This is a genomic window from Mastigocoleus testarum BC008, assembly GCF_001456025.1.
Classification (GTDB): domain Bacteria; phylum Cyanobacteriota; class Cyanobacteriia; order Cyanobacteriales; family Nostocaceae; genus Mastigocoleus; species Mastigocoleus testarum.
The window spans coordinates 49,141-70,177 of record NZ_LMTZ01000121.1; the positions used below are offsets into that span (position 1 = coordinate 49,141).

Here is a 21,037-nt window from a genome sequence, read left to right on the forward strand (position 1 = left end):
GGATATAAACTTACCTCATGGCAACGACGAAGTTTAAAATCAGGGTAAACAAGTAAACAGTAATATTCGCCAAAACTCAGCTTAATATATTTGGTTGCAAGTATGGAGCATTAGTATAGGGTCATAATTCAAAGGATCTTGACCAAACAACATAGTTTTATTGCTCTTATTAACGGTGACTGTCTACTCATTTATTCTCAAGCGACGTCGTTGACTTTGATTTCTCATCCCTTTGTTTGTGACGAGGTTGATACAATGAAACTGCGGGAATTGCTTGCGGCGATCGATGAAAATATTCAATTACCCAAACATCCAGCAATGGATGAGGAAGTTAAGGGTTTAACAACAAACTCCCACGCAACAGCTCCGGGGGATTTATTTATTGGAATGCCCGGTACGCGCGTTGATGGTGGTGATTTTTGGCAAAGTGCTTTAAAATCTGGGGCTATTGGTGCTGTTATTTCTTCCCAAGCTTTTGAGAAACATCCACCAACAGCTGCCGATTGCGTGATAAGTGGTACTGATATGCCGAAAATTTGCGCTCAAATAGCTTCTACCTTTTACGACTATCCCGGTCAAAAGCTTAAGATGGTGGGAGTTACCGGCACAAACGGTAAAACCACTACTTCTCACCTGGTTGAATATTTTTTACATCAAAGCAAATTGCCTACAGCTTTGATGGGTACCCTTTATACTCGTTGGCAGGGATTTTCCGAAACTGCGATTCACACCACTCCCTTTGCTGTTGATTTACAAAAACAGTTAGCTGCAGCCATAAATGCTGGTAACGAGTACAGTGTAATGGAAGTCAGTTCCCATGCTTTAGCCCAAGGTCGGGTATTGGGTTGTCAATTTGATGTAAGTGTGTTCACTAACCTTACTCAAGACCATTTGGACTATCACAAAGACATGGATGACTATTTTGCTGCTAAAGCATTATTATTTAGTCCTGACTATCTTAAAGGAAGAGCCATAATTAATTCTGATGATTCCTATGGGAAAAAACTAATTGAATCTTTAGAGAAAAGTCAGGTTTGGAGTTACAGCGTCAATGATTCTACTGCTGATTTGTGGATGAGTGACCTGAACTACGAGTCCAATGGGGTTAGTGGTAAACTTCATACACCCAAGGGTGAAGTAGAATTTCGTTCGCCTTTAATCGGTCAATATAATTTAGAAAACTTATTGGCTGCTATAGGTGCTGTCTTACATTTAGGATTAGATTTACAGCTAATAGCTAATGCCATTCCACAATTCCCTGGAGTTCCGGGAAGAATGGAGCGGGTACAAATTAATTCTCAACAAGATATTAGTGTAATTGTCGATTATGCCCACACTCCTGACAGTTTAGAAAATTTATTGAAAGCATCCCGTCCATTTATTCGGGGTAAAATGATTTGCGTTTTCGGTTGTGGTGGCGATCGCGATCGTACCAAGCGTCCCCAAATGGGTAAAATCGCTGCTGATTTTTCCGACAAGGCTGTTGTGACTTCAGATAATCCTCGTACTGAAGACCCAGAGAAGATTTTGGAAGATATTCTGGAAGGAATCCCAGACTCAGTTAATCCAACTGTAATTTGCGATCGCGCAACTGCGATCAAAACAGCAATTTTGAATGCAGAATCTGGAGATGGAGTCTTAATCGCCGGGAAAGGACATGAAGACTATCAAATTTTAGGTACTGAGAAAATTCATTTTGATGACCGAGAACATGCACATGATGCTTTAGTGGTACGAATGAAGTAGAGAACTTGGGGATTAGGGATTTGGTAATTGGTAATTGGTAATTGGTAATTGGTAATGAATAATATATTTTAATGCCCAGTCGCCAGTCCCCATATGACGCTGTCGCGTCACGCTTTGCTAACGCCAATCCCCAATCTCCAATCTCCAATCACCGCAATTCCCTAATTTTTTGTTAAAAATAGACACTTAAGGGTAAAAAGATAAGAGAGTATTATTTTTTGCTCTATTTTTTGTTTGTGTCAATTTTACAGCTTAAATCATGAAAGTCTCTCTAAGTCCTGAAAAATCGTTATTTCAGCTCCTTTTGGAGCAAAAGTTATACAATTCACAGTCAGTTTCGTCTCTTAGTCCGGCAAGTTTTCTATCACTGCTGAGTTCGCAAATTGACTTATTAATTGAAGAAGAAGTTAGAGCAACTTTGTGGTTTAAGTTACCTCCCGGTAAAATTTGGCATTCGGAAATTCAGCGTTATTGTTCTTGGCTGGGAAATTCTGTTAATATTTTTAACTATTATGTTAGTGATTTAACTTTAGAGAACAAAGCTTCAGGTTCAAATTCTTGGCGTTCAAAAAATAATATTACACCTTTTGAAGAGAATGGAATTCCCTTCACTAATATTGAACTCAAAAGAGAACATCAATTACAAAGAGAATATTTTCTGATTGTACAATCGCCCCGATGGTGCAGCCTAATATTGTCTCATCGACCACGAAAAAAACTTCGAAAACAAGTCGCTTCCAGAATAAAAATAAATAAAAAACATTTTTTATTAACAGTTACTAATTTCGAACCAAAAATAATCCATTCTACTTTAGAAGCAATTGAAAAAGAGACTGTTAAATCTAATTCAACAAGCACTATCGTAGATCTCAAATCAAACTCAGCTACAGATCCGACATTAATAGCTAAATTTTTTACAAAGCAATTACAGCGACAAGATGAAATTCAATATCATAGAAGTAATAAGCGTTTATTCAAAGTAAAACAACAAAATCAAAAATTAGAAAATAACTTGCAGCTTAAAGATGATTATCTGAGTAATGTTTGTCAAGAGTTACGCACTCCTCTTACACATATGAAAACAGCGCTGAGCCTTTTAAATTCTCCATCTATGAAGAATACCCAACGTCAGCGTTATCTACAAATGCTTAGCAGTCAATGCGAACGTCAAAATTCTCTTATTCACGGCGTACTCGACCTTGCTCAGATAGAACGCAATCTTGAGGAAATGACCTTAGAAGGCGTGCATTTAGCAGATATAGTTCCTGGTGTCGTCAGTACATATCAACCAATTGCCCATGAAAAAGGTATAATGCTTGCTTACACAGTATCCAATGAATTACCGTCCGTTTGGTGCGTTCGTGGAGGCTTGAAACAAATCTTAATTCATTTGATTGCTAACAGCATTAGATTTACTTCTAGTAATGGACAAGTATGGGTAAGGGGACGAGTTCACGGAAAATATGTTGAGTTGGAAGTTCGGGACACTGGAGTAGGAATTCCAGAACATGAGATTCCCAAAATATTTGAACGTTTTTACCGAGTACGTTCGGGAGCTACTGAAGATTCTACTGGCGCAGGATTAGGTTTGACAATTGTGCAGCAATTACTCTGGCGTAGTGGTGGCTTTGTTTCTGTTAAAAGTAAATTGTCTGAAGGGTCTGCTTTCACAGTAAGTTTACCAAGAGTTTTTGAGAGCGATCGCGTTTCACAAATACCAAAACGCTTATCAAAATAAAAATACGCAAGTAGTAATAACCGAACAACTGAATTATCAACTCTCAGAAGTTATCAATTGAAGTATTATTTTCACAGTCTGCTTCTGAAGTTATGATTCTCAACCCTAAAAAAGCTCAAGCAAGTAGTAAATGCAAAATTCTATCTTTATCTTTCCGCTACTTTATTGCTTACCTTATGAGCCTTTGTATTTTTATGATGCCAGTTTTTCATTTTTCCCATGTAAGCATCTGAGTTTTCAACTCCTTGCAAAGGCAGAAAAATAGTTAATACTTCTGCTTGATGTGGGCGCTGACGCACGATCAACTTACCACCAATTGCCTGAAATAGATGCTTTGTTGCTGCTAGATTCAAACTTACAACACCTGTTTCTGGCTGAAAAGTGAGTAATTCTCCAATTGCTTTACGGATCGGTGGTGTAAATAATGGTTCCGAACTATTACTATGCTTTTGCTGCTGTAGTTGCGGTAAAAGCTGAAGTTTTAATTGATTACCAGCAGGGATTACTTGGACTTGAATATGACTTCCTGCAGGTAAGCTACGCGTGAAGTTTTCCATCAAGCCAGTAAGAACTCGATCCAGCATATTTGGATTACTTACTACCGCCGGAACCTGCTGTGGTAAAAGGACATCCAAGGTTAAGTCGCGCCTATTTGCTGCTTGCTGCCAACGAGGTATACTTTGCTTCAATACCTGTTCTAGACACATGGTAGTCAGTTGAGTGTTAGCTGGCTTGTCCACAGGTAAAGTTTCCAATTCTGCAGCCCTGAACAAAAGCTCCATGCGATCTATCTGTTCTGTACATTCGCGATCGATAATTCGCAGTCGCTTAATGACATTTCCCGGTAGATCTTGTTTTTTAAGTAGTAACTGCGTGATTGTACGAATAGTAGATAGTGGGGTACGAACTTCATGAGCAAAAGCTTGTAAAAGTTCGACATCGAGACAATTAGAAGTATTATTAGAAGGCTCAACTCGATCAGCCTGTTTGTTGATTTTATGATTAGCTGTAATATAATTACCTGTTTCACTTGCCGGTACATTAGCCAACAGAAATTGACTAAATTGCATCAAAATTTGTGGGTCTAGAACTCTAGGATTATATTTTTGGACTATTTCTTCCAGTTGAGCGAAAAAATCTGGATTATTAAGGATTACCCTTGCACCAAGCGATCGCCAAGCCCGTTCGACGACTTCTGCATCGAAGGAAAATAAAAAGTTTTTTTCGCCACTACTGTCTTCAGCTAAAACCAAAATTAATCTAAATTTGTTTGTGAACACTAAACAAAATTGCTCGTTTGCCAAAGGGTCTCCCGCTAGCAAAGGTAAAATAGATTCTTGGCTCGAATTTTCCTTTTCCGATGATATTTCTTCTGAAGACAAGGCAAATGGTAAAGCAAGAGGATTGAAAGGTTTTGCACTGAAAGTAACAGCATGCAAACCTTGAATTAGTTCGGGTTGGCTAAATACAGGTGCAGGTGCAGCTAATACCAGTCCCTGAGTTTCCTCTGAATTTATTCCAGATTCTGAGCTTGTTCCAGATAATGTATTCAATAATAACTGCTCTGCTGCGGCTAGACTGACACGCCATTGGGCTTGTGCTTTTGCCGAGTCACAGGCTGCTGTTACCATTGATTGGGTATTAATTAAAATGTCCTTTAAGCTTGGCAAAATCCACTGATACAATGGTTATCACCCCTTGATTTAACTGCGCACAAAGCTTGTTTGGAACCTTGTTCCAGATTTATCGGTTCCTTACATTACGAGGTTATCGACATTTACCTGCGGATGAAAGTCGTAGAACCGAACATCATCAGGTGCAATTTCCCCTTTGGTTACCCGGTATACAAAATTCAATTATTCTTATTCTATGGCGAACCAGGCACAACCTCAATTTTTAATGTTGATTTACCAAATCCCATGTCATTAATAGTAAGCTTTGCGTTCAGAGGTCTTACTTCCAAATTTTTGCCTCCAAATTTTTGCCGCTTTGTCGCTTTGCTTAAGTAAGTGGATATAAATATTTATGTCATTGCGTTAGCGCAAGGTGTTCGTCAAAATAAACGGCAGTGTTAGCACAGCTTGTCCTACAAAACATCGCAATCTCAAAGCTTTGCGTTAGCTCCTAGCGATAGGATACCGGATCTGTAGGTAGCGAAGTTATAACCTGTGGTATCGGTGGAGCCTCTAGCTACAGCTATTGTTACGTGTCTGACAGGACATATGCTACATTACGCAGCACTCCACTAGCCCCAGCAAAGCTTTTAGCACAAGCGTGACGTGATTCATATGCAATGACAAGTATCCAATTAATCCGATTCAAGTACTTATCAAGGAAGGATCTATGTACTAATATTCTACACTTTTGGAGGCATCAACTCGATATGGTGCAAAATTTTCTAATTCTCTAATGTTTGATATCAGCCCGAGTAAAGGTAAAACAAAAATTAAATTTGTTCTTGATTTTGTTTTTTTATTTAATATTCCCTTCATATTTTTAGTTTCAAGATTTTTATTTTGAGGAATTTATTTTTAGAAAACGAGGAAAAACAAAACTCTTAAGTATTGATTATTAGTTTGCATAAGAATTTGCAATCAAATCTGAGTCTTGCCAAAATCTGTGATTGAAGCGTCTAAAGGATGAATTAGTCTTCACAATATTCAGGTGTTTGAAGTAATTTAAAATCAGATAATCAGAAAATTAGATTTTTGAAGAGTTCGGGCTTCCTGAAAGTTCATCTTGTTCGCAGCATTGATGCTAAATTGCATCATTAACGACTTACAATCAACAATATGACGACTTAAGTAATTTTAAAACCTTATATAAGTTATAAATTCCTGCAATATAGAGATAATTAAATTCGTTTTTATAATATAGATGACAGTTTTAAGAAAAAATTTATCAACACAGAATTTAAGATAGATCTTGGATTAGAATATTCTAAAAGTAGGTAACCCTTCACATCCTACTGTTGACCGAGGAAAACTGCTTTGAAGCTGAAAGCTTAATTTGCCCTGTTTATTTACATTAACAGTCTCGAATGTAACTGCAAAAATTAAATACTGACTATTGTATTTCTCTTCAAAATCATTCAAGATATTCTTATTTAAATTACTAATGTGAAAATCCCTAATATCTAAATTCAGATATTGTTAACCGTTTTTGAGAATTTTCTATATATAAATCGTAGACAGAGGATATATATAAAAGAAACAGATTATACTGCGACTCCAACATCTACATTCTAAGAATTTTTTATTTCTCGTCTTATATCTATCCTTGTATGGACACCTATATTTTTCAACTCAAAAATATTATTACTTTCGACTCATAAGTATTTCAAAACTATTTAATTTTAAGTAAAGAGCAAAATATCACAGTTATAAATTGACATTATCCTATTACTGACTTAAAAAACAAATAAAACAATAATTAAAACTACGAAAATAAACTATCAAACAATGATTTAAAATCTAAATCATTAAATTACTCTTTAATGAGTCCATATAAAAAAACGCGTGTAGAATGGTGAGAGTATATTTTCAGGCTATGCAATTTATTAGTCTTATTGGCTTTAAGTGTGAATGTCTGAAAATGCTGATAGTTTAGGTGAGCGTTCGTTATTCATTACCTCTGATTGAACTACGGATGCTGTTTTTAGCAAGATTTATCGATGAAACATATCGATATTTTTTGATGTAACTTTCATCGTCAACGTGACGTTTTTGACTTAAAACTAGACTAATATTTTATATGTTGCCAAGCTATAAAATATCTGTTTAAATGGCTCAAGCAGTAGTCATATTTTACTCACCTAATGTAAAATTGTTGCCGCCAAAGATGATTCAAGAATCTTTGTTTAAATTTGGCTAAGCATGTTTAATTATTGGTAAGTAAATTCCCTTTTAAGTCTATTCAATTTCGGTCTTAAAATTTTCCTTTAAGATTCGTTCCTAAACATCAAACGCAAAGTTAATGAATTGCTTCAAGTAGTTTACTAGGAGATAGAAATGAAAAAGTTTATTCCATTTCTGATAAGTGGTGTTTTAGCGATTGGTACTTTCGGTTGTCAGGGTCAGGAAGCCGCTCAGACAAATCCAGAGGCTTCAGATACTACAGAAGAAGCAACTCAACCTGCTGCACAAGAAGCTAGCGATACAACTGCTGAAACAGAAGCCAAGCAAGGTACAGCAGCTACTGAAGGTGAAGGTGCAGCAGATACAGCAGCTACTGAGGGTGAGGCTGCAACAGATACAGCAGCTAGTGACATTAAAATAGATCCAGCAGCTACCGACAGCGCGACAGATCCAGCTGCAGCTGAAGGTGTAACAGATCCAACCGCAGCAGGTACCGCAGAAGATGCAACTGCTGTTGATGGTGATGTCGCAACTCAAGCTAATAAAGCATTAAAAGACAAGTTACCTACCAGCAAACTGGAAGCAAAAGAAGAAGAAGCAGGTGTTGTTTCCGTTTCTGGAACCGTATCTAGCGACGCAGAACTTAAGGAGATTGAACCTACTGTTAAAAGCGTTAAAGGAGTTACAGAAGTTAAGGTAGATGCAACTGTTGAAGGTGCTCCTGCGGAGTAATGAGTACAGACAGTGCAAAAATTTGAATTCAGTTTTTATTTGCTGAATTGATAGAGCAGAACTTGTAGCAAAAATGCAAGTTCTGTTTTATTTTTTTGTGATTTTTTAAGTTTTTTTAATAGTTTTACCTCTTTGGTTTAGAAAATTTTTTACTTCCTGTTCCCTGTTTCCTTTTCAGCCAGAATATAATGTCCTAACCTTGATGCTTGGTACTACACTACAAAATATTTTTCAAGATTGTTGTTAATTTTTGAATTTGAGATAATTCGTGGGTAGCCATTACAGAAATCCGAATTCTGCTTGTGGGGACTGTTGGTGGACGAATTGCTGGAGCAAAAATTCCTTTATCTATTAATTGCTGTCCTAATTTAAGTGCTGTACTACTATTTGGTAATTGGAAACAAAGAATCGGTGAATTTGAAGGTAGTAGTTTTAGATTTGGTTGTTCTGATGTAGCTATTTGTTTTGAGCTTGTTTGTTGTGAGATTATCTGTTTAACTATTATTTCTTTTAAAAAGTTAATATTATTCCACAAATTAGTTCGTCTTTCAGGTTCTTGCTGGAGAATTTTAATTGCGGTTAAAGCTGCTGCTGTATCTGCTGGGGAAAGTCCTGTAGTGTAAATCCAACCGGGAGCACGATTGCGTAAAAAATCAATTAATAGATTACTACCCGCAACATAACCACCTAAACTACCAAGTGCTTTACTGAGGGTTCCTACTTGAATGATATTTTTACCGCTATAGCCGAAGTGTTCTACACATCCACTTCCCCTTTCACCCAACACACCTGTTGCATGGGCTTCATCAAGCAGTAGCATACAACTAAATTCTGTTGCTAATTCGAAGAGTTCTGGTAAAGGACACAAATCCCCATCCATACTAAATACGCTATCAGTAATAATCAAACAGCGCCGGTACAATTGTCTTTGTTCAACTAAATGAGTTTTTAACTCAGTAACATTGCAATGGGAATATTCAATTACATTAGCACCACTGAGTTTTGCCCCATTTTTCAAACTGGAATGATTGTATTGGTCTGATAAAATTAAATCTCGCGTCCCAACCAAAGCAGTAATTGTACCTAAATTTGCTAGATATCCGGAACTAAAAACTACTGCATCTTCTGTTTCCTTTAATGATGCGATCGCTATTTCTAAATCTCGATGTAATTTTCGATGTCCGCTGAGTAAGCGAGAACCCGTACTTCCCGTACCATATTCTTGAGTGGCTGCGATCGCCGCTGCAATTAATCGCTCATCCCCTGCAAGTCCCAAATAATCATTGCTAGCAAAATTAATTACTTCATGCCCATCTAAGATTATTTTTGCACCTGGACGCCCTGCAATAGTTTTAACTGCACGGTACCAATCAGCACGGTGAATGGTGGTCAGAGATTTTTCGAGCCAAGCGTAGGGGTCATAACAGTGCATTGTTGTGCAAATAGAACTTCATAGACTATATTCGCAAACAAAAAAGTACGTCTAAGGTAGAAATATGTAGGTTTGTACAGTAAATCAGCTATTAGCAACTACGTCTGAGAAAATTTATAAATGAAAGCCTCCTAAATTCCCCAATACTGGAGAATTTTGAAAGTTAATCCCACCACAATAGGGAAGTTAGGGGGCAAGATTATCCTTTAATCAAGCAACATTTATGTTGTTATATCAATGTTGAGTTGACACCTTTGTTTAACAATCTTGCACTTAAGAATATAAAAATGAATTACCCTTTCAAATTGCCTTTTCAAATCATCTTCTAAAGAATATATAAATATTTAAATCTGAAGTCTAAATCTAGAATATTTTAAAAACAATTCAAATAAAAATAATTCAAAAGCCCGGTAAAAAACCTTAAGTATTAAGCTAACCATAGGATTACTCATAACTTACGAACCTCTGCTCAATGGGCAGTCTACCAAAAGATTTTGTTGTGCACCCTATTCTACTCAAAACAAAGTCATAGCATTCGTTTAAAACAAACCTGGTGACACTCTACTTAATATGTTCGCTGCTAAGGTGAGCAATTGATTGTTTAATCCAATCTTCTACGTAAGCATCATCATCTAATCCAATTTCCTCGCTGACGTAGTGCAAAGCATGACTGACTTCATTGGGGGTGTAACCCAGGGCTAACAATGTCATTTGTACTTCTTCCAAAATTCCTGGTGCAGGTCCACCGGTAGCAACGAAGAAGCCAGCAGATTTGCGCCATTCAATCAATTTACTCTTCAGTTCCAAACAAATCCGTTCTGCGGTTTTTTTGCCGATTCCTGGAGTTTGGATTAATAACTGCACGTTAGCGCTAACGATCGCTTGAACCAACTCTGGTAATTCCAAAGTATCTAACATTGCGATCGCTAATGCTGCACCGATTCCACTCACACTTTGCAAATATCGAAATAAATCCCTTTCTGCTGGGGAGCTAAAACCATAGAGAAATGGAACCTCATCCCGAATTTGAAAATGGGTGAAAACCTGCACAGTTGTGCCCGATTCTGGCAATTGCTTTGCCACTCGTCCCGGAATTTGCAAATCATAACCCAAACCATTTACTTCCAGAGTCAAGAGGTAGCGATTGGCGCTACTGTTCTGGATGCCAGCCACAATACCTTTAAGATAGCTAATCATTCCAAGAAACCAAAATGTTTCAAACCTTCTAAAATACCACCTGCACACTTATTCTTCGCTAAATAGCGATATTCAGCAGGATTTTCATTGTGCCACCCGAGTAACTCCTCACGAGCGTTACCAACAATAATTCCCCGTTCGTTACCGACGGCAAATAAAGCTATGTCATTCCCCGAGTCGCCACAGGCTACAGTCCTTTCAGATCCAAATTGCCATCTTTGGCGCAGAAACTGCATTGCCTGACCTTTATCGCTGTGATGAGGAACAATGTCAAGGTCAATACCACTACTATAAATTAACTTTATATCTAAATTGGCATCTTGTAATGCTGATTCTAATTGCGGTAGCACTTTTGTCGCTGCCGTTTGTTCGATGTGAAAACTCAATTTGAAAGCACCTTGTTCCGATTGTTGTTGCATAATTAACTCAGGGAAGTCAGTGGTTATTGATGATACCAGATCTCTATCCCATCCTGGTGAAAGTTTTTCTGACCAAGCTGGATCTGGTTCATTTTTACCGTCTAGATACATTTCTGTGCCGACAGCAACAACTAATGCATCTGGATCTAAGAGGTTTTTTTCTTCTTGAAGTTCCTGGTAAAGAATTCGCGATCGCCCCGTAGCATAAACAATCTTAGTTCCCTGTTCTTGGCGATGTCGACTTAATTCCTGATTTAGTTCTACTAAAGCATTGTCGTCACCGACTAAAGTGTTATCCAAGTCGGTTACAAACATAAATTTCGCCACGTTGTTCAACCTCTTGTCTCTGCAGTTGTATAAAAAAGTAGATGCTTTGTATATTTATTATCCTTCTTTCTTTGTTAGTTATTTAACTAATTTGTGAGATGTTGTAACTTTTTTTGAAACACTGCATTACTTGATAGAGGTGGTTTTTAGCTTGATGCAATAGTTGCGAGCTATTTGAATGTATTGTTGTTGATTTGAAATTAAGGCTATTTAAATAGAAAAATAAAGATGCAAAATTATGACCTCACAGTCATGTAATTAACAGATAGGTTATGTTTCTGTTAGGTGCTAACGTCTCTCTAAATTAAGGAAATATTTGCAAATTAATTATATTTATGTTCTTTCTGATACAGAATAATTACTAAGTTTGGGTAATGTATGCGAGCCAATGCAGACATCTCTGTTTCTGCTAAGTTTATTTGGAAAAATATTTCCTTGTCTCCTTTGTAGAGGATTCAATTCTCTAAAAACTATTTTCGGATAAGTTCCCATATTTTAATTATCAACCAAGTAATAAGGGCAAATACTATCCCTATTCCTATACTAATCGTTACAGAAAGGACTGGAGCAAGCCAAGGTTCAGGAATCCAATGTGATATTATCGATCCGACGACAGGATATGTTGCTGCTTGCTCGGCATTTTTTGCTTCTGGGAATTGACCTGTAATAGAAGCAATGAAGGAACTAGTAGCCAAAAATACACCTAATATTGCAATGGTATTTTGAAAAGTGCGATCGCGTTGTGAACGTTCAATTTCTGTGATTCCACGAATAGCGTTAATTAGATCGGTCAATAGAGTTAAACCAATATTTAAGCTTTCGTGATCATTTTTTGTTTGCCCTAAATATCTGCGTTCTACGTCTTCAATAAAATCATGTAAAAATTTTAAATCACTAGGCGATTGTAAGTCGTTTAGCTTTTGCTTTATTCTTCCTAATCGCCTTTCATAGTTAAGTAAATTAATTTCAATTGTACGTCTTAGAGTAGAAAGATAATTAAGATTTACAGAGTAGTCCCAAAGAGTATTCTGAGCATTAATTAAAGTATGCCTTAGTTTATTCAAATCTAATTTACCAGACTTTTCTGCTTTAAAAGCTTTTTGGTATTCATCAATAACAACGTTATAATTTTGTAACTTTTTTTTCAAATACTGGCTTTGACCATAAGCCCAAATAATTTTACTACGGTAAGCAAACAAACGTAGCCAATCAAAGTTAAACTTAGAAGCTTCTCTGGCAGTTTTTCTATCTGGATAAATAGCAATGATAACGTAGTGATTATCTTGGATATGGTGAATATTAAGACGATCTGGTAAATTCGCTAGAATATTTAAGCGATAATGCCATAATTCAAATAACATTCCTCCCAAAAAAGAAGATTGACCACGAAAATCCGAATCCCAATTCAGATTAATTTCATTGACCTTGCAGCATTCCTTAGCAATAAATTCCGCATCATTATGGGAAAAATTCGAGAGTTGTCCCGATAGCATCCATACCTGTCCAACAGTGCTGGAAGTTTCATTTAATCGAGTTTCTATTTCTGCCTTTAGTTCTGTAAAACAACTAACAGTAATAGCTTCATTTTTAGCCTGTTGTACATTTCCAAAGGAATGCTCAACTGAAGAATCTAAAAGTAATCCATAGCAATCCCCCAAGCGTACGGGATAATACCATCCCTTCAAAGTATACTTTTGAGTACTGTTATCAAAATGTTCTCTACCTCGTTTACCCAATAATTCGATATATTCCCCTTCTATATCATCCCTTTGTTTGATTCGGGGGTGAACTTGTTCCGGAAGTTTGCGCAAAAAATATTTCTGATTAGTAATTATATCTGTATCATTGTCACCCAATCCTTCCCGCAAATCATAGAGAAATAAATCCAAGGTGGGATAAATAAGTTCGCTCATAAATTTGGTTTTATTAGGGATTTTGTTGATTTGAAAGCCAGTTTTTTATTCGTTCAATAAAGCTGAGATTCTTAACAGTTTTTTCTGGTTCCTTTCTCAATACATTAATTGTTACGTTTAAAATTTCGTCACTTTCGCGATCTGGCTCTCCTTCAAAGTGTCCAAAAGTTATGGGTTCCTTATTTCCCTGAACTAATTCGGCTTCTAGTTCTTTCTTGGTAGGCATTAATTCTGAAGGAATATTACCCTTAACTGCTTGTAATTTAACTAAAGTAGTTTGGTAATTCTTATACAAATCAGGATTTTTCTCAATTGTTACAATTAATCCTTCCTTAATAAAATCCCAGTCATCTGGATCTAAATATAGTTGTGAAGCAGTAGTTTCTAAAGCTTCTTTTTCTTCTGGAGTAAGGGGAGATTTTAATTGTTCTAAAGCTATAAGCAAAGCTAGCAAAATAATTCTAGGAGGTTCATGCATAGAATTAATTAAATACGCTATAGTTTGAAATCATACTAGTGCTTAAAACAATCATGCTGCGACAGGCTCTAGTAGTTGGCATTAACAAATATCCTTTTTTGAAGGATACACCCACAAGTGAAGCAAAGCATCTGACAACTCCTGCTACAGATGCAGAAGCGATTGCACAACTACTCGAAAATCATGGTTCCTTCAGAGTACAACGCTTACCCTCAAGCATTACTAATGGTAAATTACAAGTAGATCCCCGAAAACCAATTAATTCTGATGAACTAGTAGATGCCGTAACTAGACTGTTTATATCAGAAGATAAGCGAAGTTCAGCATTATTATTCTTTACAGGGCATGGACTGGTTAAGCAATTGGGAAGTATTAAACAGACTATTTTAGCAACTAGTGATGCTGGTTATCGCAAAAATCAGTTAAAGGGTTTATTACTTAGAGATTTATGGGAAATACTACAACGAAGTCCGGTTACTGAGCAAATTGTCTGGCTAGATTCTTGTTTTAGTGGTGGCTTGCTTGACTTCAAAGAGATTAATATTTCAGCACAAGGTTCTCAACGCGATCGTTTTTTAATTGCTGCATCTCATAGTTCTGAAGTCGCTTATCAGCAGTTGGATGGTAAGCATGGGTTGCTTTCTGGCGCTTTGCTAAAAGCACTTGACCCTTATCGAATACAAGAAGGCAATTGGATAACTGATTTGGACGTAGCAAATTTTGTTGATAAGCAATTAGAAAAATACTATACCCAGGCTAAAATTTCTCAGAAACCAGAAATTAGTAAACATGGGGGAAAAATTAACTTAATTAAAACCATAAGATATTCTGAAGAAAAAATACAAGAATCTAACTTAAATAAAAATAGTATAGAACAATTGCCAACATCATACGTAAATAAATATAACTTAAGTGAAAATACTCAAATGACACCACCAAATTATTTGAAAATATTGGAAGAAAAGAAATCTCAATTAAGTGATTTGGAGCAAAATATTGAAAATACAGGTGGGATGAGTAAGTGTTCAGAAAATCTTCTACAAAGTTATTTAGAATTGCGTCGCGAAATCTCACTTATAGAAGAAAAAGTATCATCAAATGATGCTTCTATAGCAGCAGGTAATTTATCAAAAAACAGTATTCCATCACCAATACAATTTATTGAAAGACCAGAAGAGCAACAATTTATTGAAGAAGCCTTAAAATCTCAAGAAAAATGGGTTAGGAATATAGTCATACGTGGGATGGGTGGGACAGGTAAAACTGTATTAGCTGCAGAAGCTGCTAGAAAAGTAGAAGGATTATTCAGAAAAGTTATTTGGGTATCAGCCAATGACTCTCCTATTGATTTAGCTGATTTATTGGATATTGTCTTAAGGGCGATTGATTATCGTTCAGACCAATTAACAATGAGTCAGAAACAAGAAAAAGTATCTGAACTTCTTCGTCACGATAGATATCTTTTGGTTGTCGATAGTTTTGAAAGAATTGGTGATAAACAAGTAGACAAATTTCTTGCAAATAACAATTTTTATCCAAGTAAGATTTTAATTACAACTAGACATATTTTACCAAGAGATTATTCAGTTATTAACTTAGAAGGATTCACCTTTTCTCAAACTTATCAAATGTTGAAAGAAGTTGGGAAAAATAAAGGTGTAAAACAGTATTTAGCTGAAGATGACTTGAAAAATATTCACAATATAACATCTGGATTGCCTCTCGCTCTGCAATGGATTATTGGACAACTGTCTCAAAGAATTCCTCTCGAACTTGTTCTAAGAAATTTAACAAACCGTGAGAGACAAACAGGTAGCGGAATTACCGGAAATGAATCCCAGGTAAATAATATGCTGGTGAGTATTTTTGGCAATTCTTGGAATTTACTTAATACAGAAGCCCGTCGAATTCTTATGAGCATGACTTTTTTTACTGCTCCAGCATCGGAAGAAGCAATCCAAGTAATAAGTGGTATTAAGCAAGAAAATTTTCAGTCGGCAATTGAATATTTAATTACGTTGTCATTAATACAACCAAATCGAGACCTAATGGGGGGTGAAAAACTTCGTTTTTCAATTCATCCCCTAACTCGAAGTTTTGCTGGAAATAAAATTGACGATGATACAGTCTTGAAAAGAGCAATATACAGTGAAGCAGTTAGATACTTTATTGCTCTAATGGAGAAATTAGCAAGACCTGGGTTGGGGCTCGATAAATATGAAGAGTTAGAACAAGACTTACCCAATTGTTTAGCAGCATTTTCATGGTGTCGCAATCAAAGAGAATTTACAAACACATTTAAAATAGTTGATTCTTTAAATCATTTCTTATTTGAAAGAGGATTCTGGGATACTCGTATTCAAATTTGCACTTCTGCTTCTGAATTGCAGCAAGATTTACCTAGTAAGGATTATGAAGCTGTCTGGCGTTCTGCTTTTGGAGCAGGTTGGGTCTGTTGTCGTCAGAATAATTATGAAGAAGCAAAAAAGTGGTTAGCAAAGGCTGAAGAAAATCTGGATAAAATTCCTCGAAATAATTCTTTTGTAACCCTTTATAAGGCTAAAGTTGCTCAACTACGTGCACTAATTTTCCATGGTAAGGCGATGGAACAATTCAAGCGTAATCAGAGTAACTCATTAAATAATAAAATAGAAACAATTTTTAAGAACGCCAATGATTATCATAACAAAGCTCGTAGTCTCATGAATTTGTATATTGAGAATAAAGGTACAGTATGGACTTTTGAAGAACCAGATTATTCAATTGCTTTAATTGATTCTAATCAAGGTGATTTAGCAATGGATATAGGCTATTGGAAAAATGAAATTAACGAAAAGCTTGAAAGTAGACAAAATTATGAATTTGCACAAAAACTATACTCCCAAGTATTGGAAAATGCTCAGAAAAGCCAATGGCAAAATAAGGAAGCTCTAATAACTTTTAGTGCTGCAAACTTAGGTCATGTGGAGATTTTGTTGCAAGAAAAGCCAATAGAAGAAATACGTCATAGGTTTGATGAAGCATTGAAAATAGCTGAATTTATTGGTAGAACCCATACAATTGCATGGTGCTATCGAGGTTATGGTCTTCTAGAACAACGTTCTGCTCAAAGAGAGTCTGAGATTTCTAGAACAATAAGTAAACTAAGGGAAGCTGAAAAATGGCTTAAGAAGGCGTTAGAAATTTTTGAGCGTATTGGTCGTCGAGAAAGGGTTGCAGAAACAAGAGAATCTCTTAAAGAAGTTGAAACTTCATTGCTTAGATTAATAGGCTAAAGTCAGCTACAGCTTATAAAACTTTTTATACTTGAATAAATATATAAATAGATTTGGATATATAAATGCAATATGAGTCGAGATGCTTTAGTAATAGGAATAAACAAATATCCTTTCCTCAAAGATCCATTAGGTAAATGCAAGCATCTCACCACCCCAGCAACTGACGCAGAAGTTATTGCCCAACAGTTAGAAGCTAACGAAAACTTTCGAGTCAAACGCTTCCCAGCAAGTATCATCAATGGAAAATTACAGGTTGATCCAAATCCAGATAACCCTTTCAAAACTGAAGAATTAGAAAAGGCAATCCTCGATCTATTCCTTCCTGAAACTGAAAGACCCCCAGAAACAGCTTTACTATTCTTCGCTGGACACGGATTGCGGAAGCAATTAAGACAAAATTTAACACAGGGTTTTTTAGCAGCCAGTGATAGTTCTCCAAGAAAGAATCAGTGGGGTTTTTCACTGGAACTTTTATGGAATATACTACTGCAAAGCCAAGTCAAACAGCAGATTATTTGGCTCGATTGCTGCTTCGCTGGAGAATTACTTAATTTTAAGGATACTGAATTGAGAAGACAAAGTCCAGGGTGCGATCGCTCTTTGATTGCAGCATCCCGTGACTATGAAGTTGCCTATGAGCAGCTAGATGGTAAACATGGGATACTTGCGGGTGCTATTTTAGCTGGACTTAACCCAGATTTAGTCCCCAAAGGTAAATGGATTACAAACCGGATGCTAGCAGTTTCTGTTGAACAAAATTTGCAAAAATACTACGATTCGGTCAATATTCCCCAGACCCCACTGATTAGCGATCGCGGAGAAGTAATTAGGTTGGTTCAAAGAGAAGCTAGACCAGCTTCAGAATCAGAAACTTATTCTCCCAAAATGAAACATACCTTGATGTTTGACTTGCTGCTACAAGTAGACTTTCAGGAACAAACAAGGATAGTCCGGGAAGTGATGAGAAGCCACCGTACAGCAGCTTTCTTAGTTCATAATCAGCCTGAGTGTGGGTTGGAATTTTTATTGGCGAAATTACTTCGGACAAAAGCAAGTTTAAAAAAGATTAGTCCAATAGTTTTTGATGTGGGTTACAGGAGTATCGAACGTTTGTGGATACAATTGGGCCGTAAATTCGACGTACCCTCGAATTCAGCTTCCGAAATTCTGGAAAAAGTTTGTGATCGCTGGCAAACTCAGGATGTAGTTTTCATCTTTAATCAGGTCGATTGCTTAGAAGCAGAAGTTTTATCTACTTGGCTAGAGAATTTTTGGGAACCATTGGTAACTATCGGGAGGGAAAATCCACCTCAACAATCTACTCACTTGTTCATGTTCTTAGTTGACCGTGGTGGTAAAGTTCATCAGTCCAATATTAATGGAGCTGAACCAAGTCCTGCAGTTACAGATCCGCGAATACCTTTACATTTACCAACTATAAATAGTTTTTCTCAAAATATTATTGAAGAATGGATTGTAGAAGTTTTAATGCAACGCAGTGATATCGAAATAGAACTAGAAGAATTTACATCTGAAATATTATTCGAAAAATCTTACGAAGGTATTCCTCAATACGTTTTTGAAGAAATTTGTAGCTTTTTTAGTATTGATTGCGAAAAGGTTTTTGCACAATGCACAAAAATTTGACAAATGTACTCACTGCCAATGGCAAGCAATATTATACCGGTAAGCCAATCTCACCCCAAGATTGTCAAAAGTATGGACTTTCCCCTTACCTACCATCGCCAGAATTAATTAAAGCCGTTAACCTTGCTATTTTCCTTGAAAAGCGTCCTTTATTAATCAAAGGTGAACCGGGATGCGGTAAAACTACCCTAGCCCAAGCAGTAGCTCACGAATTAGGTTTACTTTACCAAGCTTGGTATATAAAATCCACCACTCGAGCAAAAGATGGACTCTACACTTACGATGCTGTAGGACGTTTGCACGATGCTCAACTTGCTCGCATGGGAGAAGCAAGTAATTCTCAAATCAAGAATTTAGATAACTATATTAAATTGGGACCCTTGGGACGTGCGTTTAAAAATCAACAACGCACGGTAGTACTAATTGATGAGATTGATAAAGCAGATATTGACTTCCCCAATGATTTGTTGCGAGAGCTTGACGAGCAAAAATTCACGATTGAAGAAAAGGGGGAAGAAGTCAAAGCAAATTACCCTCCCATCGTCATTGTCACCAGCAACGATGAAAAGGATTTACCTGATGCTTTTTTACGACGTTGTTTGTTTTACTATATTCAGTTTCCACATACACAATTAGCTAATATTGTCAATTTTCATTTTCCCGAATCTTCGCCCGATTTAGTAGAAGCTGTGGTGAAACGTTTTAGCGACTTGCGACAGAAAATGGAGAAGGGAAAAACAGGTAAGAAAGTTACTACCAGTGAATTATTGGACTGGTTTGCTGTGTTGCGACAATTCCCTAAAGATGAAATATTAAAGCAACTAGAAGAAAAAATACCCTTCCCCGAAGTTTTATTGAAAAAATGGGAAGACCATTTGCGGTATTTACAAAAATCATGAACCTAGACCAACTACCACTGCTAGATATTTTTAATGGTCTGCGACAGCGACATGGTTTACCGTTGGGGGTTGAAGAATATTTAGCCGTTGTACGTAGTTTAGAAGCAGGTTTTGGAATTAGCGACCGCCAAGAATTAGAGCAGCTTTGTTGTATGTTATGGGCAAAGTCTGAGGATGAAAATCGTCTCATTCAGCGGTTGTTTGAGGAGATGTGGAAACAAGTCAAATCGCTCCCAAATTTCGATTTAAACATACAAGAAAATTCCCCTGCGTCTTTATCTTTAAATGAAACTTCATCCAGAAATGAAACTTCATCCAGTACTGACACCTCAAGTTTAACTTCTAGCTCACCTACATTAGAAAATGACGAATCTACCTCAATTGAAACATCAACTATTGAAGAAGATCCAGTTGATGAACCTTTACCAGATTTAAAGACAGCTTCTCCTCCCACCATCACCCCCGAACCGGTACAAGCAGTTCAAGCTGTGCGGAGCAATCGTAGCGAGAGAGAAATTAAACGTCCCCGCTACATGCTTTTGACAGAGTATTTCCCTGTAACTAAGCGAAAAATGAAGCAGTGCTGGCGTTCTCTGCGTCGTCCGGTGCGCCAAGGAATACCGACAGAGTTAGATATTGAAGCGACGGTAGCAAAAATTGAACGTGAGGGAATTTTACTACAACCCGTACTGATGCCGCCACGTATAAATCGCACTGATTTGGTGTTACTAATCGACCAAGAAGGCTCGATGGTACCGTTTCACGACTTATCGCGCCAGTTGGTAGAAACGGCGCAACGGGGAGGACGGCTGAGAACAACGAATGTATTTTATTTTCACGATTACCCGGATGAATACTTATACCGTCATCCAGCAATGATTGATGCTAAGCCTATTTCTGAGGTTTTGGAGGAAATTGGCGAACGGGCGGCGGTATTAATAATTAGCGATGCTGGAGCTGCACGGGGGAATTTTGACCAGGAACGGATTGATAATACTAAGGTATGGATTAAGGAGTTACAACAGTCAGTGCGTTATTTTGCTTGGCTCAACCCAATGCCGAGTGAAGACTGGGGACAAACTACAGCTGGGGAAATTGCCAGTTTTGTACCGATGTTTGAGATGAGTTCCCAGGGAATGAATGCAGCAATTAGTGTGTTGCGGGGTCGATATATTGCAGTCAAATAATTGGATGAATCTTTACGCTACTAGAGTTTTTATTAATGCCAACCACAAGCAAAGAGCGGGAAATGCAAATAGCCCAAAGACGGGTTAAAGGATTTACCCAGCAGTTTGGGGAAGCACACCGTAACTTGGCTCGTCATGCGGCGTTCCCTTTGGTGCTGACACCCGAGCTACTCTACCAACTTTGGGC

At 37.0% G+C, this 21,037-nt stretch carries 13 protein-coding genes; 7 read left to right on the forward strand and 6 right to left on the reverse strand.

Annotated elements, in window-relative coordinates; genetic code table 11:
- Window positions 1-255: 255 nt before the first annotated feature.
- Together BC008_RS31390 and BC008_RS31395 are read left to right on the forward strand one after the other, a co-directional pair.
- Window positions 256-1,746: a UDP-N-acetylmuramoyl-L-alanyl-D-glutamate--2,6-diaminopimelate ligase gene (locus BC008_RS31390; RefSeq protein ID WP_027843792.1), complete on the forward strand. Its 1,491-nt coding sequence runs from the start codon at window positions 256-258 to the stop codon at window positions 1,744-1,746.
- Between the two features lie 259 nt (window positions 1,747-2,005).
- Window positions 2,006-3,484, forward strand: coding sequence for a DICT sensory domain-containing protein (locus BC008_RS31395; protein WP_027842626.1), 1,479 nt, complete (start codon window positions 2,006-2,008; stop codon window positions 3,482-3,484).
- 146 nt (window positions 3,485-3,630) lie between these two features.
- On the opposite strand, the gene BC008_RS31400 is transcribed toward BC008_RS31395, so the two are convergent.
- Window positions 3,631-5,169, reverse strand: coding sequence for a sensor histidine kinase (locus tag BC008_RS31400; protein ID WP_058183642.1), 1,539 nt, complete (start codon window positions 5,167-5,169; stop codon window positions 3,631-3,633).
- Between the two features lie 2,325 nt (window positions 5,170-7,494).
- On the opposite strand from BC008_RS31400, the gene BC008_RS31405 reads away from it, so the two are divergent.
- On the forward strand, window positions 7,495-8,073 hold the full coding sequence (locus tag BC008_RS31405; protein ID WP_027842625.1) for a BON domain-containing protein: 579 nt from the start codon (window positions 7,495-7,497) through the stop codon (window positions 8,071-8,073).
- Between the two features lie 217 nt (window positions 8,074-8,290).
- Here BC008_RS31405 and bioF read toward each other — a convergent pair whose 3' ends face one another.
- The 5 genes from bioF to BC008_RS31430 form a co-directional block, all read right to left on the reverse strand.
- Complete coding sequence (gene bioF, locus BC008_RS31410; RefSeq protein WP_036265126.1) at window positions 8,291-9,505, reverse strand: 8-amino-7-oxononanoate synthase; 1,215 nt, start codon at window positions 9,503-9,505, stop codon at window positions 8,291-8,293.
- 561 nt (window positions 9,506-10,066) lie between these two features.
- A complete protein-coding gene (gene ruvA, locus BC008_RS31415) occupies window positions 10,067-10,702 on the reverse strand; it encodes a Holliday junction branch migration protein RuvA (protein ID WP_027842623.1) in 636 nt (211 codons plus the stop codon).
- On the reverse strand, window positions 10,699-11,448 hold the full coding sequence (locus tag BC008_RS31420) for a sucrose-phosphate phosphatase (RefSeq protein WP_027842622.1): 750 nt from the start codon (window positions 11,446-11,448) through the stop codon (window positions 10,699-10,701). Before BC008_RS31420 ends, ruvA begins: the two co-directional genes overlap by 4 nt.
- 470 nt (window positions 11,449-11,918) lie before the next feature.
- Window positions 11,919-13,361, reverse strand: a complete 1,443-nt coding sequence (locus BC008_RS31425) for a hypothetical protein (RefSeq protein ID WP_027842621.1) — start codon at window positions 13,359-13,361, stop codon at window positions 11,919-11,921.
- A gap of 13 nt (window positions 13,362-13,374) precedes the next feature.
- The gene (locus BC008_RS31430; RefSeq protein ID WP_027842620.1) at window positions 13,375-13,839 is read right to left on the reverse strand and encodes a hypothetical protein; all 465 of its coding nucleotides are present in this window, start codon (window positions 13,837-13,839) and stop codon (window positions 13,375-13,377) included.
- A gap of 53 nt (window positions 13,840-13,892) precedes the next feature.
- Between BC008_RS31430 and BC008_RS31435 the strand changes: the two genes are divergently transcribed.
- The 4 genes from BC008_RS31435 to BC008_RS31450 all read left to right on the forward strand — a co-directional run bounded on the left by BC008_RS31435 (window position 13,893) and on the right by BC008_RS31450 (window position 20,850).
- Complete coding sequence (locus BC008_RS31435) at window positions 13,893-17,114, forward strand: NB-ARC domain-containing protein (RefSeq protein WP_036265125.1); 3,222 nt, start codon at window positions 13,893-13,895, stop codon at window positions 17,112-17,114.
- Between the two features lie 72 nt (window positions 17,115-17,186).
- Entirely contained in the window at window positions 17,187-18,764 is a 1,578-nt protein-coding gene (locus tag BC008_RS47745) for a caspase family protein (protein WP_058183643.1), read from the forward strand.
- Window positions 18,749-19,663, forward strand: coding sequence for an AAA family ATPase (locus tag BC008_RS31445; protein ID WP_027842618.1), 915 nt, complete (start codon window positions 18,749-18,751; stop codon window positions 19,661-19,663). The genes BC008_RS47745 and BC008_RS31445 overlap by 16 nt, the downstream gene beginning before the upstream one ends.
- Complete coding sequence (locus BC008_RS31450; RefSeq protein ID WP_235595868.1) at window positions 19,627-20,850, forward strand: VWA domain-containing protein; 1,224 nt, start codon at window positions 19,627-19,629, stop codon at window positions 20,848-20,850. The genes BC008_RS31445 and BC008_RS31450 overlap by 37 nt, the downstream gene beginning before the upstream one ends.
- Window positions 20,851-21,037 lie beyond the last annotated feature (187 nt).